The following is a 14,153-nucleotide window of genomic DNA, read 5'->3' on the forward strand; positions in this document are numbered from 1 at the left end:
GGCGCATGCGTCGACGCTGGACGATCGCGGGTCGGCGGGAACAGCTCGAAGCCCTCGACCAGGCACGTCTCGACGCCGCCTCCGGAGGGCGTTTCGTGCTGGTCAACGGCCCGTCCGGGAGCGGCCGGACGGCGCTGCTGGAGGCCTCCGCGAGCGCCTGGCGGGCCGCGGGCGCCGCGGTGCTGCGGGTGCCCGGCCCGGCGGCCGGCGGCGTCGTCGCCGGCTTCGAGGCGGTGCTGCACGTCGTGCGCGATCAGTACGAACGGTTGGCCGACCCGCTGCTTTCCCGCCCACTGAGCACGATAGCGGCGCTCTGCGCCGACTCCGGCACCGATCTGCCCGGCCGCTCGGCCATGCTGGCCGAGCAGACCTCGATGGCGTTCGGGCTGATCGGCCGCCGGGTGCCCGCCGTGCTGCTGGCCGATGACCTCGACGACGCACCGGGGCTGGTCACCGCGCTGGCATCGGCCGTACGTGACCAGTGCATGGTGGTCGCCTCCGCCCGTGCCGCGGGTGGCCGGCTCACGACGCTCGCCGACGTCGTCGTGGCGCTGCCGCCGCTGGCGCCGGACGCGGTCGGCCAGATGCTGGTCCAACGGTACGGCGCGCCGCTGGACGAGGCGGTGTTGCCCGCGCTGACCACCGCGCTCGGGCCACTGGCCGGGAACCCGGCGACCGTGGCGGCGACTGTGGACGCGCTCACCGACGCCGGCCGGCTCGCCGTCATCCGCGGCCACCTCTGCCTGCTCGACCCCCAGATCCCGATCGTGCTGCCGCCCGGGCACCGGCTCGTCGCCGGTCTCCATCAGCGCGGCACGGCCGCCGTCCGGATCGCCACCATGGCGGCGGTCACCCGGTTCGGGCTCGACGATCTGCCGTTGTTCGCCCGCGCCACGCTCGGCCGGCTCGACTCCTACGGCCGTACGGTCGACGAGCTGGTCACCGACGGGGTGCTGCTCGCCGACCCGCAGGGCGGAATCCGGCCGCAGAGCCCGGCGCTCGCGGCCCGGCTGATCGCGGATGCCGGCCCGCAGGCGGTGGCCCGTCTGCACCGTGCGTACGCCGCCGCGATGTTCCGCCGCGCCGGCGCGGCGGCCGACCGGTCCGCGCTGGCCGACCACGTCGCCTTCGCCGGCCCGTCCATGCCGACCGACCGGCGCACTGCGGTGAGCCTGGCCGCCACCGCCGCCGAGGTGACCGACCGCGAGCCGGACCGGGCCGCGGACTGGCTGCGTGCCGCGCTCTGGCACGCGGGCGGGGGGCGTGCGGCCGACGACATCCTGTCCCGGCTGTCCCGGCTGCTGATCCGGACCGGGCAGTTCACCCGCCTCGCGGAGGTGGTGCGCGCGGCGCCGGCCGGCCGGTCGGGCGACCTGGCGACGGCCGCGGCGCTCGCGTCGTTGCACACCGGGACCCGGATGCCGGAGGTGATGGCACGGCTCGGCCCGGCGGCGGAGCCCATCTTCCGTCTGGTCGACCGCTGGCTCACCGGCGCCGCCGACGGGATCAGGCCGGCCGCCGGCGCCTCGGACTTCGCGATCGTCGGCCGGGCGCTCGGCGACGGCGTGGACCCCGCCGACCCGGCCACGGAGGAGCTGCTCGTGGCGGGATCGACCGGCGATCTGGTCGCGCTCTTCGGGCTGGTGCTCGGTTCGCAGCGGTACGGCACGCCGGCCGACGGGCCGCTGGCCGCCTACCATCGGCTCCACGACTGCTACGCCCGCGGAGACCTGTCCGGGGTGGTGTCCGCGGCCCGGGAGGTGGAGCTGGCCGGCGCCCAGGCGCTGGTGGTGCGCCGGCTCGCCCGGCTCTGGGCGGCCGAGGCGCTGGCCATGCTGGGCAAGGACGACGACTCCCGGTCCTGGATGCAATCGGTGCCGGATGAGCCACCGTACGCGGCGCTGCGCTGGTGGGCCGAGAACAGTCCGGCCGGAGAGGCCACCACAGCGGAGGAGGCCGCGGACCGGCTCCGGGGGGCGCGGGTGGCGTACGAGCGGCAGCGTGCGCACGGCAGCCGGATCGGCTGCGAGCAACTACTGGTCCGGGCGGCCATCCTGGCCGGACGGTTCGGTCTCACCACCGAGGCGGCGGAGCTGGCCGTGCTCGCCGGTACCGATCAAGGGCGGTGGCTGAGCACCGAGACCACCCTGCTCGTCCGGGCGCTGGCAACCGGCGACACCGCCGACACCACGAGCGCCGCCGGCCTGATCCGTGCTCGTGCGCACCGGCCGGCGCTGGGTCTGGCCGTGCTGGCTCTCGGGCGGATGGCGGCCGACCCGAGCCCCTGGCTGCTGGACGCCCGCGCGGTGGCCGAGGAGATCGGGTCGCGGTGGCTGCGGTCGGCGGTGGCCGCGACCATGCGCGACCGCGACGTCCGGCGACCTCGTCCGCGCTCGGCCCAGGAAGCGTTCAGCGAGGTCGAGGTGCAGATCATCGACCTGATCCGGCAGGCGTACACCAACCGGCAGATCGCGGCGCACATCCGGATGAGCGAGAAGACCATCGAGAACTACCTGACCCGGCTGTTCGTCCGCACCGGCTGCCGGTCCCGGGTGGAGCTGGCCGCGGTCCGTCTGACCACCGGCGTCGCCGGCTCGGCGCGGTGACCGGGGACGCGGCCGCGCTGTCGGCGGATGCCGGACCGCCGCTGACGGTGTTGACCGGTCCGGCCGGCATCGGACGATCACATCTGGTGCGTACGCTGCGGCAGTCCATGGCCGGCGCCCGGCGCCCGGTACTGGAGGTACGGCTGGCGCCGCCGGATCGGGCGGAACCCTGGTACCTGGCCGGCCGGGTGCTGGCCGGGCTGGCGCCGGTGCCGTCCCGCCTTGTCGCCGGTCGCGACCACGGCGGGCCGGCGGAGCTGTCGGCCGCCAGGTTCGCTCGCGTGCTGCGCCACCGTCCCGGGCTGGTGGTCCTCGTCGACGATGTGCAGTGGGCCGATGTGCCATCGGCGGAGGTCCTGCTCGCGGCGGTGCACGAGCTGGCCGGATCGCAGACCCGGTTCATCGTCGCGTTGCGTACGCCGGCCGACCCGGCCCCGGTGCTCGCCGATGGATTCGCGCGGCTGCGCACGGCCGGGCTGGCGCAGATCTTGCCGGTGCGCCCACTGACGGCGGGGGACGCCGGAGCGCTGATCCACGAGCAGCTCCAAGCCGTACCGCACGAGTCATTGAGCGCCCCGTTGCGCCGGCTGAGCCGCGGCCTTCCCGGCGCCCTGCTGGCGGCCATCGAGGGTTATCGGCGCACGGCCGCGCTGCACATCGTCGATCGGCGCGCCTACCTGCTCGACCCGTCAACCGCGCCACGGATCCCCGCCGACCACGACCTGACGGCCCGGGTACGACACCTCGAACCCGCCACCCGCGCGGTCGCCCGGGCGCTGGCCGTGCTGGAACCACTGGGCCCCACTGTGCCCGCCCTGATCGGCGACGCTGTCGGCGTACCGTCCGAAGAGGTCCACGCGCGGCTCGGCACGCTGCGCCGGGAGGGCGTGGCCCGGCGCGACCCGGGCGGATGGCGGGTGCCGGTGCCCGCCATGGCCGTGGCGCTCCGGGCCGGACTGGGCCCCTACGAGCGTGCCCGGGTCGCCCAGGTCGCCGTCGAAGCGCTCTGGACCGGCCGCGCGCGAAGCGCGGATCCCGGCTTCCTGCCGGACCAGGTGGCCGCGGCCGGGGGGCTGGTCAAGGCCACCGTTGCCGTGCCTCTGTTGCGGTCGCGGGCCGCGGCGGCGGCCGTGCGGTCACCTGCGGCGGCGGCCCGCTGGTGGGGTGCGGCCGAACTGCTGAGCGGCGATCCCGCCGACCGGGCCGAGGCGTTGATCAGCCGGATCGACGCCGGGCTACGTGCGGGACGGTACGGCGCTGTCCGCGCCGACGTGCGCCGGGTGCTCGGCGAGCACACCGCCGGACTGTCCGTTGCCGCACGCCAGGAAGCCGAGTTGATGGCCCTGGCCGGTGTGCGTGGCGAACGGGACATGGACGCGGTCCGGTCGGTGGCGGCGGGGGAGCCCTGGGCGCCGGGCGGGCCATCGCCGACGCCGGTCACCCGGGCCGCGGCGCTCACCGTCCTGAACCGCTGGGCGGAGGCGGCCGGTCTGCTCGGCCGACTTCGGTCCCACTCGTACCCACCGGACGGTGGCGCCGCCGACACTCTCGGCCTTCTGGTCGCGGCGGTCACCGGGCGGACTGCTCCGTCGTTCCACGACCGGCCGCCGGCCGGAGCCGACGCCGGAGCGCGGTCGGCGCGCCGATCCGCCGCCGCCGCGATCGCGCGATGCGGCGTCACCCTGATCGCGGACGACCGGCTCGAGCCCGGTTCGGCGACGGCGGTGTCCGAGCTCCCGGCGCCCGAACGGTGCCTGCTCGACTGGCGCTCCGGCCGATGGGACGCGGCCCTGGACGGCGCGCTGTTCGCGATGGCGGCCGACCTTGCCGTGGGCCGCCCGCCGCTGCAGGCCTTGGTGCACCGCGCCGCCGCGGAGATAACGGCCGCTCGCGGCCGTCCCGCCCGCGCCCGTACCGTGCTGGACACGGCGCGGGCCGACGAGGCGCCGCTCCGGCACGTGATCGACGGGGCCGTGGCCGAGATCGAGTGGATCCTCGGCGACGCCGCGGGCGCCGCCCGGACGGCGGAGAACGCGCTGGCCGACGCGGCGCGGCACGGTTTGCTGCTCGGTACGGACGAGCTGTGGCTGACCGTCGTGGAACTGGCGATGGAACGCGGTGACGACGAGGCGGCCCGGACCGCCGCGGCCTCGGCGACCGCGGCCGCGGCGGTGCTCGGCACGGAGGCGAGCGAGCTGCGGGCGGCCGTCGCCCGGCTGATCTCGGCGCGCGACGCCGCGGCCGCCGGGGAGGTGGTCGCGCTGGCCCGGCGGGCCGGCCGGCCGTACGAGCTGGCCCGGACCCTGGAACGCGTGGTCCGATGGACCGGTCGGTCGCCCGAGCTGCTCGCTGAGGCCTACGACCTGCTCGGCCGGCTCGGCGCGCTGCTGCACCGGTCGCGTCTGCGGCCGCTCATGCGGGAGCACGCGCTCGGTCTGCGTCGTTCGCAGACCCTGGCCGAGGGCGAGCAGTTGCTGGCCGTGCTCGTCGCCGAGGGCCTGTCCAACCGGGAGCTGGCCGCCGCGACCCAGAGCAGCGAGAAGAGCGTGGAGGGCCGGCTGACCCGCCTGTTCACCCGCACCGGCTACCGGTCGCGGGTGGAGCTGGCCGCCGCGGTACTGGTCGGCGATTACGGCCCCGGCTGACACACCGGCGTGCGCCGGCTCCAGCGCCCTCAGCCGGCCGGTGGAGAGGATTCGGCCGGCTGTTCGGTCTGCTCGGGCACCATCAGGCTGGACAGCGGCAGGTCGATGCCCTTGGCGACCTGCCGCCACTTGTCGCCGTCGGTGCGCAGCACCTGGCCGACCCGGGAGCGGTCCCACGCCCGCCGGGGCAGCAGCAGGGTCATGCCGTTCGCCACCAGCTCGGGCAGGCGGGACCTGACCGAGGCGAGGTCGGTCAGGGCGGCCGCGCTGGCCGGCACGTCGATCGCCCGGCCCGCGCCGACCAGCAGATGCACCAGCCGATGGCCGGGTGTCACGTCCGGCCGGCGCTGGTGCAGTTCCAGGTGGTCCGTCTCCGGCATCGGACCCTCCGGGAGCAGTGCCCACGCGCCCCGGCCGCGGTCGCTGCGCGGCCAGGCGACCACCTCGTTGGGCAGCCCGTCGGCGCCGTGCCGGGCGCCGGTGCAGCGCAGCACGATCGGGTTCGAGGGCAGCTCCGTACGCTCACCGGGCCGTCCTTCGTGGTCGATGCCGTACCCCACCTCCGGCCGTGCCTGGTCCAGCCATCCGGCGGGGAGCAGATAGGCGGACTGATGCCGCAGGTCCGCGGGCACATCCGGCAACCGGGTCAGATCGATCGCGCCGCCCGCCTTCACCCGCACGCCGATGAGGTACCGGCGCGGGTTCTCCCGGGCGAGCCGCTCCCCGTCGAGGTGCGCGATCAGGAACAGGTTGGCCGACGGCACGCCGTCCGTGGCCACCCGCTCCGGCGGCCAGTCACAGGCCAGCCAGAGGCGAACCGGCTCCGCGGTGACCTCCGGATCGACCGACAGCCATCGCACGCCGTGGCGGCGACCGGCGCGAGCCGGCAGGGTCACCGACGGGCGCGGGTCGGGCGGCGGAAGGAGCCGTTCGGACTGCGGCGCAGGTGGTGCGGGCACCGGCGGGACCGACGACGGTGGCGCCGGCGGCACGGAAGCGTTCGCCACGACGCGTCGCCGGCGGGGGATCAGCCAGCCGTCGTCGTTGCGCCACCGGCCGGTGTCCGTGCCGTCGGTGCGCAGCCACTCCGAGGCGCGGCCCTGATCATCGACGGCGCGCGGCAGGCCGTCGGCGACGTCCACCTCCGCGCCGGGCGACAGCGACCAGATCTCCACGCCCAGCTCGTCCTCCAGCAGCGTCAGATGGTCGCGCAGCCCGGCCGCCCGGTCCGGCGCCACGGGAGTGAGCAGCAGCAGGTCTTCGCTCCGCCAGCCGGCCTCCTCCAGCCGGGCGTGCAGCTCGGCGACGCCCGCGGCCAGCTCGGCGCCGTCCTCGTGACGCAGCGCCAGCCGACCGTCATCCACGATGGTCAGGTCCACCAGCATGGTCCCGGCCTCGGCTCGTGCCCCGGCGTACCGGTCGCGCAGCGCGTCCTCGCCGGTCCGGCCGGTGCTGATCATTGTCACGGCGCCGGCCGAGAACACCACCGGGGAGCTGCGCGGGACGAGTCGCCCGTCGCGGTCCGTGGTGAACCGGGCCGGGCCGGGCAGTTCCGGCGCACGGAATTCGACCCAGGACGAGACCTCGCCCGTCCGGCTGCGTGCGCCCAGGTCACGACAACCGCGCAGCAGCACGGCCTCGTCGCCCGGCTCCGGTGTCCACACGACGGCGCCGGTCGCCGCGGCCAGGGCCTGGACGTGCATGGTGAGCCGCCGTTGCTCGGCGGCGTCGTCCGGCCAGCGCAGCCAGAGCCGAAGGTCGCCGCCGTAGAGGTAGACGGAGGACAGCGCCGCGGCCACGTCCTGTCCGGTGCGGCCGTTCTGACCGCCCGTGCCCTTCTGGTAGGCCGACAACCGGAACGCCCCGTCGCGGGTCGCCGCGGCCACCGTGACCAGGCCGGGATGGCCAGCGCCGAGCCGGGCGGCGGCGGCCCGCCGCACCACGAAATCGTCGCGGTTCGCGAACTCCAGTCCGCCGGCCAGCGGCAGGGTCGCCAGTCCGGTCCGGGGCAGCACCAGCCCGCCCGCCAGGTCGAACCAGCCTGGCAGCGACGTCGCCAGGGCGGGTGGCTGCAGCAGCACCCAGTCGACCACGGCGCCGCCGGCCCGGTCGACCGGCACCGGTTCGGCGTCCTCGCCGCCGGGGCCGGCCAGCCGGTCCACCGAGGCGCCGATCGGCGTGACCAGAACGTCACAACCCAGCCCCTCGGCGACCAGGCCCAGCGTGGTGGCGTTGCGCGCCCCGTCGTCGACCAGGATGCGCAGATCGTGGTTCGGTGACGTGGACGACTGGGCGTACTCGATCAGTTCCTGCGCCGTCAGCGCCTCGGTGGGCGCCTCCGGCCGGGCCAGCCCGCCCGTGGGGGTACGGACAAGCACCAGGTCGGTCAGCCCTTCCACGGGCTTCGGCGCGGCGCCGGCCGTGCGGGTCGGTTGCATCGGGTTCCTCGCTATGTCCGGGCGTCGAGCTGGATCGACCACCGCGCCGGGGCGGCCGGGCCCACGATGATCGGTACGGTTCGCTGCGGCCCCGGCGGCCCGGAGCCCAGTAACGCCCACAGCTGCCGCACGTCCGCGGCCCGGCAGACCACGAACCGGGCCGCCGCGCCGGCCCGGCCGGGCGGGACCTGCTCGACCGTGTCGACCCGCCGCCACCGAGCCGGCAGGTCGTCACCGATCGTGTCGCCGGCGACCACGACGTCCGTGTCCTCGCCGAGCTGCATGACCAGGGCCCGCGCGTGCCGTCGCACCGCGTCTGAGCTCCCGCCCACGGTGAGCACGTCGGGTGCCATCGCCAGGTCGATCCAGAGGCGGCGGCCGTCCCGCTCGCCGGCGATCACCGGCGCGGCCGACGGCGGCGGCCGTCCCTTCTCGAGCCATCCGTAGGCCGCGCCCCAGCGGCCCGGCCGCGCGCCGATCAGCCGCACGCTCGCCGGCTCGGCCGCGCACATCAGGTCGGTGACCAGCGCCGCGAAGGGATCCGGCGGCGAGGCCGGTGCGGGTGCCGTGCGGGGCGTGCCGCGTTGCGCCGGTATGGCGGTGATCGGCGCGGGCCTGGGACCGGCCGGCTCCGTGAAGGCGCCGACGGCGCGGGTGGGAATTCGGGTCGGGAGGGGGATGGCCGGTGGAGAGGGCGGGGTGCCGCGGGTCGGCCAGGAGGTCCCGGGAGGCGTAGCCGGGGTGGCCGCGACGGGTGACGGCAGGCGCGCCGCCGAGGCGGCGCGGGCGGACCGCCGCCGCGAGAACCGCACCATCCCCGTCCAAGCGACGAACAGGACCGCGAGTGCCGCCACCACGACCAGCGACCCGGTGGGTGACCAGAGCGACGCGAACCCGGACGGCCCGTCATCCGCGGACTCGGGTGGGGCCGCCCGGTCCGGCGGCGGCGTCGAGGGCGAGGCGGACGGCCGCGACGGCGCCGGGACGGGCACCGAGGGACGCGGCGGTGAGCTGGGCACGGGCAGGGCTCCGCTGACGACGCGCGGGCCCTTGGCATCCGTCGGCAACATCAGGATCCACCCCGGCTCGACCCGGGTGGAATCGGTCATCGTCTGCCCGTCGGGCTGAACCCGCCCGCGGTTCAGCTCGAAGATCTCCTGGTACCGGTTGCCGTCGCCGAGCGTCGTGGCCGCGATCGCGAAGAGGTACTCCCGGCGCCCGTTGACCGGCGGACCGACCACGTAATACTTGCCCGTATCAGCCGGTGCCAGAAGCGTTCGCACGGCCGGCGCCCCGGCTGCTGCTGCACTCGAGGCGAGGGCGGTCGTGGGCAGAGCGAGCAGGAGCGCCGTCGCGGTCACCGCGAGTCGTCTCATGGCGGCATCGTCCTCCTGCTGCTGCCACGGTTCGTGAGCGATTTCGTGAACCATGGCCGTACGCGCCTCGTTGTTAGGTTGTTCTCCCGAACCTGGAGGCGTAATGAGGGCAACTACACCTTATGCACAGTATGCGGTAGAGGCTCCGAGCGCCTGCCGTGATGCGGCAGCCGACATCGGCGCTCGGCTTCGTGCGCTGCGCGCGCATCTGGCCGGCCTCGACCCGCAGCGGCTGGGCCTGACCGGCGCGCGCTACGCCGATCTGCTCGCCGGGTACGACATCTACGCCCGGATGCTTGACGACGCGTTGCACGACATCGCCGGTGACCTGGAACGCGCGGCCGGGACGACGGGGCGCTCCGATCTGGAGCCGGCCGGCGGGCATCTCCGGTGAACGCCACGGACGCCGACCTGGCCGCCGCCGGGCAGGCGATCACCGCGCTGGCCGCCGACGTGGCGGCGCGGCTGGCCGAGCTGCGGGCCGCGCTCGAGCCGACGCGTGCGGTGTGGTGCGGTGGGGGTGTGGACCTGGAACCCATGGACGAGTGGACGATCGCGGTGGACGGCCTGCTCGGCCCGGACGGCGTGCTCGGTCAGATCAGCCGCGCGACGGCGACCACCTGGCCGGCCTTCCCCGGCGCCGGGTGGGACGGCGGCGACCCGGCACCGGTCCGGGACTGATGCGCGGATGAGTCCTCCCTGCGACGACGAGGCGATGCGGTCGTTGATCGGTTTCCTCGCGCTCGACCGGCTCTCCGCCGAGGAACGCGTCGCCATCACGGCGCACCTGGAGTCATGTGCGTCCTGCCGTGGCGAACGGGACGAGGTCGACCAGGTCGTCTCAGTCCTCGGCATGCTCTCCGTCGCCGATGTGTCCGCGCTCCTGTCCGAGTACGCGATGCCCGAGGCGGCCACGCCGGCGCCGGTCACCGATCAGCTCTTCGGCGCGCCCGGCGCGCCCCGGCCGGCGCCGCGGGCCGGAGACCCGGCGGACCGGCCGCGGGTCGTACCCCACGTCGACCGGGCGTCGCGCAAGAGGGCGCAACCGTTGACGATCGGGGAGGGCACTCTGCGCCCCCGGCCCGCGACCGGCCCGCTGGCCCGCGGGCCGCACACGCACCGGCCGGCCCGGACCCGCCGCCGGCCCACGGTCGTCGTGGGTGTGCTGACCGCGGGAGTCGCGCTCGCGCTCAGCACCGTGCTGTTGCTCAATCCGTGGACGTCGTCGGACCGCCTCGGCCCGGTGGTCGCGGTCGCGGCGACCAAGGACGGGACCAGTGGTGTGGACATCTCGGCCACGCTCTATGCGGAGGAGGGCGGACTGAGCGTACGGCTCGCGGCCGATGGCCTCGGCCTCGGTGTCTACCAGCTCTACGCGGTCACCCGCGACGGCGAGGACCTGCTGCTCGGCCGGTTGACCGGTGCGCAGGGCGAGAACTCGTACGCCGGTGACATCCCGTTGCCGATCGACGATCTCTCGTCCTTCAGCCTGCGGCAGGTCGACGGCCCGCTGTCGGTCTCGGTCGCGGTCACCAGAGAGCCCGCGCCAGAAAATCACGGCGGACGATGAACTTGAAACGGCGATCAATCGTTGTAGCCGCGTGCACCCCGCTGCGAACAATGCACGATCGGACAACGACGACGCGCTGAGACTCGCCTATCAGGAGCACGGGCCGATCCTGCTCAACTACGTCCTGCGCCTCACGGTGGGCAACCGCGGCATGGCCGAGGACATCGTGCAGGAGACGCTGGTGCGCGCCTGGAATCATCCGGAGGCACGCACCGAGGACGGCCAATGGAGCCGGGGCTGGTTGTTCACGGTGGCGCGGCGGATCGCCATCGACCACATCCGGGCGGCGCGGGGGCGGACCACCGAGCTCCTCGGCGAGCACGTCGAAGAACGGTTGAGCGTCGACGACGACATCGACCGGCTGATCGACAGCCGGGAGGTGCGGGAGGCGGTGGCCCGGTTGCCGGAGCGGTTGCGCAGCGCCTTGATCGAGATCTACTTCCAGTCACACTCCGTGTCTGAGGCGGCACGGAACTTGTCCATCCCCGAGGGCACGGTCAAGTCACGGACCTTCTACGCGCTCCGCGCTCTGCAGGATGACCTGGTGAATCGCGGCTTCTTCGGATAACGATCGAAATTTCTCGCCGTACGATGAACCGTCGTGCCTTCCGCGCCGTTCCCAGTGCACATTCGGTGGAGAGGGAACCAACCGTGACAGTCAAAGTCACCGTCGGCGTGCGCGTGAGCCTGGCGCGGATCGCGGCCAGGTTCACGGCGGCGGTCACTGCCGCTGTGCTCGGCGTCGCGGTGGCCGGCGCGCCGGCACTGGCCGCCGACAACGAGTACGTCCAGTACTACGCGGTCACCTCCGCATCGGAGAACCTGGGCGCGATCGCGGAGCGGCTGCTGCACGACTCGGGGCGCTCGGCCGAGATCTTCAAGCTGAACGCGGGGCGCCGCCAGCCCGACGGCGGCAGTCTGACCGACCAGAACAAGTTGCGCGCCGGCTGGTACCTGGTCCTGCCGTGGGATGCGGACGGGCCCGGCGTGCAGTACGGATTCCTGCCGACGAAGGCGCCCGCTGCTTCCGGAACCGGCACGTCGGCCGACAAGGGCGGATCAGTTCCGGACGGGAAGAGCGCGAGTGGTCCGGCCGGGCAGGCGGCGAAACCGACCGGACCGCCCACCGCGCCGGGCGGGGGATCCGCGACGCGGAGTCCGGCCGGAGTCGTTCCCAAGACGCCGCCGCCGCCGTCCACGGGGAAGAAGTGCGTGGCGGCCACCGTGTCGAGCCGGCCCTCCAACTGGGCGATGACACGGCTCGCCGCGGACCAGGCCTGGAAACACAGCCGTGGCACCGGTCAGCTCGTCGCCGTCGTGGACTCGGGTGTGGACGGCCGCGCCGCCCAGCTCAGCGGCCGGGTGGCGATCGGCGCGAACATCGTGACCGGGGACGGCCGCGGCGACAGCGACTGCATGGGCACCGGCACGGCGATGGCCGGTCTCGTGGCCGCCGAGCCGCTGGGCGAGCTGACGTTCGCGGGCGTGGCGCCCGAGGCGGTGGTCATGCCGGTGCGCGTGGTGACCGACGGGAGAGCGGCGGATCCGGCCGGTCAAGCGGCCGCGATCGAGGTCGCGGTGTCGGCCGGCGCCACCGTGGTCGCGCTCGGTTCGCACGTGGATGTCACCCAGGCGCCCGTGGCACAGGCGATCAAGGCGGCCTTGGAACACAACATCGTCGTGGTGGCCGGAGCGCCGGTCCGCGGCGGGCGGCCCGCGCCGCTGGACGGGGCGGTCCTGGTCGGCGGTGTGGCCGAGAACGGCAAGCCCGCCGCGGCCTACGCGCCGAAGTCGGTCGACGTGGTGGCGCCCGGTATGAACGTCTCGAGCATCGGCATCAACGGGACCAAGACCTTTGTGGGCAGCGGAACGCAGTATGCGGTCGCGCTGACCGCGGGCACGGCGGCGCTGGTTCGCTCGTCGCACCCGGAATTGACCGGGAAGCAGGTCGCCCACCGGCTGACGGCCACCACGGAGAAGATGGCCGGGGCGCAGGCGGACGGCTGGTACGGCAGCGGCATGGTGAGCCCGGTCGCCGCGGTCACCCAGCAGCTGCCCGAGGAGACGACGGCGGCCGCTGGAGCGGCCGCCGGTGGACGGGCGAGCGGCGGTGGCGGCGCCCGGCTGGCATTCGTGCTCACCGTGCTGGTCGGCCTGCTCCTGAGCGCGCTGCTCGTCTTCCGGTTCCGCGGCACGATGCGGCGGGCGTCCGCCGGGGGCGTTGACGAGCTGGACAACGACTGGCCGGCCGGCCCGGTGCCGGGCGAGGCGAACGATTCCGTGTCCAGCGCCACCGGATCACGCTGACCCGAGATGCCGATGGTCCAGGTCGCCGGAGTTCTGCTCGCCCTGACGGCGGCACTGCCCCTTCTTGCCGCGGGCGCGCCGGTGTCCGCGGCGCCGTCCGAGCCCGTCGGCTGTTTGGGGCCGCCGCAGAGCGTCGAGACCGGAACCCCGTGGCCGCAGTCCCGGCTCGGCGTCGAGCGCGCCTGGCCGCTGACCCGCGGCGCGGGCGTGACGGTCGCGGTGGTCGACACCGGCATCGCGGCGAACAGCCCTCAGCTGTCCGGCCGGGTGCGGCACGGCTTCGATCTCACCGCCGACGGCGGCACCCGCGGCGACCGTGACTGTTTCGGCCACGGCACGTTCATCGCGGGGATCATCGCCGCCGCGCCGGCGGCCGGCACGGGGTTCTCCGGTGTCGCGCCGGAGGCGACACTGTTGCCGGTCCGGGTGGCGAACGCGCTGGATGACGGCACGGCCGGTCTGCTGGCGCGGGGCATCCGGACCGCGGTCGACGCGGGCGCCTCGGTCATCAACGTCTCCGCCAGCACCGCCGCCCCCGAGGCGAGCCTGGTCGCGGCCGTCGAATACGCCGAGGACCACGACGTCGTGGTGGTCGCCGCCGCCGCGAACGGCGCCAAAGAACAGGCGGCGGTCGCCTACCCGGCCGCATTGCCCACCGTCCTCGCGGTCGGCGCGATCAACTCGACCGGCGCTCTGGCGGACTTCTCCCAACAGGGCAAGCACCTGCGGCTGACGGCGCCCGGAGTGGACGTGGTCAGCATCGGACCGGGTGGCCCGGGCCACTGGATCGGCAGCGGCACCAGCTACGCGGTCCCGTTCGTGGCCGGGGTGGCCGCGCTGGTGCGTGCGTACCGGCCGGAGCTGACCGCGGCCGAGGTGCGCCACCGGCTGGAGGTGACGGCGGACCACCCGGCGGCGAGCATGCCGGACCGCGGCTTCGGTTTCGGCGTGGTCAATCCGGCCGGCGCGGTGTCGTCGGTGTTGCCGGAAGAGGGCGCCGGCGGCGGGATCCCGGTCCAGGACTCGGCGCGGCGGCCCGCGCTGCCGCCGCCGGACCCGATCGGACCGTACCTGGCCGCCTTGGGGGCCGGCCTCGCGGTCGTGCTCGTCGGCGTCGTTGCCCTGCTCACCCGGCTCATCCCGGCCGGGAACCGGCGGCGCTGGCGCCCGGCCGGCATGGCCGGCGCCCAGCGATCCCCTCGCCCGTAGCC

At 74.9% G+C, this 14,153-nt stretch carries 10 protein-coding genes; 8 read left to right on the plus strand and 2 right to left on the minus strand.

All coding sequences use genetic code 11. The features are described from left to right. Positions 1 to 5 precede the first annotated feature (5 nt). Positions 6 to 2,606 carry an AAA family ATPase gene (locus tag AB0M54_RS39815; protein WP_364477200.1) on the plus strand — a complete coding sequence of 867 codons (2,601 nt, stop codon included), beginning with the start codon at positions 6 to 8 and terminating at the stop codon, positions 2,604 to 2,606. Further along, positions 2,603 to 5,251, plus strand: a complete 2,649-nt coding sequence (locus tag AB0M54_RS39820; protein ID WP_364477202.1) for an AAA family ATPase — start codon at positions 2,603 to 2,605, stop codon at positions 5,249 to 5,251. The genes AB0M54_RS39815 and AB0M54_RS39820 overlap by 4 nt, the downstream gene beginning before the upstream one ends. Positions 5,252 to 5,280: 29 nt before the next feature. On the opposite strand, the gene AB0M54_RS39825 is transcribed toward AB0M54_RS39820, so the two are convergent. Further along, positions 5,281 to 7,689, minus strand: coding sequence for a hypothetical protein (locus AB0M54_RS39825; RefSeq protein WP_364477203.1), 2,409 nt, complete (start codon positions 7,687 to 7,689; stop codon positions 5,281 to 5,283). 11 nt (positions 7,690 to 7,700) lie between these two features. Next, entirely contained in the window at positions 7,701 to 9,065 is a 1,365-nt protein-coding gene (locus tag AB0M54_RS39830) for a hypothetical protein (RefSeq protein WP_364331253.1), read from the minus strand. A 103-nt stretch (positions 9,066 to 9,168) separates the two neighbouring features. Between AB0M54_RS39830 and AB0M54_RS39835 the strand changes: the two genes are divergently transcribed. The 6 genes from AB0M54_RS39835 (at position 9,169) to mycP (ending at position 14,151) form a co-directional block, all read left to right on the plus strand. After that, on the plus strand, positions 9,169 to 9,459 hold the full coding sequence (locus AB0M54_RS39835; protein WP_364331256.1) for a hypothetical protein: 291 nt from the start codon (positions 9,169 to 9,171) through the stop codon (positions 9,457 to 9,459). Next, the gene (locus tag AB0M54_RS39840; RefSeq protein ID WP_364331259.1) at positions 9,456 to 9,746 is read left to right on the plus strand and encodes a hypothetical protein; all 291 of its coding nucleotides are present in this window, start codon (positions 9,456 to 9,458) and stop codon (positions 9,744 to 9,746) included. Before AB0M54_RS39835 ends, AB0M54_RS39840 begins: the two co-directional genes overlap by 4 nt. Positions 9,747 to 9,753: 7 nt before the next feature. Beyond that, positions 9,754 to 10,635 (plus strand): zf-HC2 domain-containing protein, encoded by an 882-nt coding sequence (locus AB0M54_RS39845; protein WP_364477205.1) that lies wholly within the window; start codon positions 9,754 to 9,756, stop codon positions 10,633 to 10,635. Between the two features lie 31 nt (positions 10,636 to 10,666). Further along, entirely contained in the window at positions 10,667 to 11,203 is a 537-nt protein-coding gene (locus AB0M54_RS39850) for a sigma-70 family RNA polymerase sigma factor (RefSeq protein WP_364331265.1), read from the plus strand. Positions 11,204 to 11,286: 83 nt separating this feature from the next. Further along, positions 11,287 to 12,942: a S8 family serine peptidase gene (locus tag AB0M54_RS39855; RefSeq protein ID WP_364477207.1), complete on the plus strand. Its 1,656-nt coding sequence runs from the start codon at positions 11,287 to 11,289 to the stop codon at positions 12,940 to 12,942. Positions 12,943 to 12,948: 6 nt separating this feature from the next. Further along, positions 12,949 to 14,151, plus strand: coding sequence for a type VII secretion-associated serine protease mycosin (mycP, locus tag AB0M54_RS39860; protein ID WP_364477209.1), 1,203 nt, complete (start codon positions 12,949 to 12,951; stop codon positions 14,149 to 14,151). The last annotated feature ends 2 nt before the right edge of the window (positions 14,152 to 14,153 follow it).

Origin of the sequence: Actinoplanes sp. NPDC051470 (assembly GCF_040682035.1) — a bacterium.
Taxonomy (GTDB): Bacteria; Actinomycetota; Actinomycetes; order Mycobacteriales; family Micromonosporaceae; genus Actinoplanes.

Excerpts from the sequence above, each read along its gene's own strand:
- AB0M54_RS39815 (WP_364477200.1), top strand. The coding sequence starts at position 6 with ATGCGTCGACGCTGGACGATCGCGGGTCGGCGGGAACAGCTCGAAGCC.
- AB0M54_RS39825 (WP_364477203.1), bottom strand. The coding sequence starts at position 7,689 with ATGCAACCGACCCGCACGGCCGGCGCCGCGCCGAAGCCCGTGGAAGGG.
- AB0M54_RS39830 (WP_364331253.1), bottom strand. The coding sequence starts at position 9,065 with ATGAGACGACTCGCGGTGACCGCGACGGCGCTCCTGCTCGCTCTGCCC.
- AB0M54_RS39835 (WP_364331256.1), top strand. The coding sequence starts at position 9,169 with ATGAGGGCAACTACACCTTATGCACAGTATGCGGTAGAGGCTCCGAGC.
- AB0M54_RS39845 (WP_364477205.1), top strand. The coding sequence starts at position 9,754 with ATGAGTCCTCCCTGCGACGACGAGGCGATGCGGTCGTTGATCGGTTTC.
- mycP (WP_364477209.1), top strand. The coding sequence starts at position 12,949 with ATGCCGATGGTCCAGGTCGCCGGAGTTCTGCTCGCCCTGACGGCGGCA.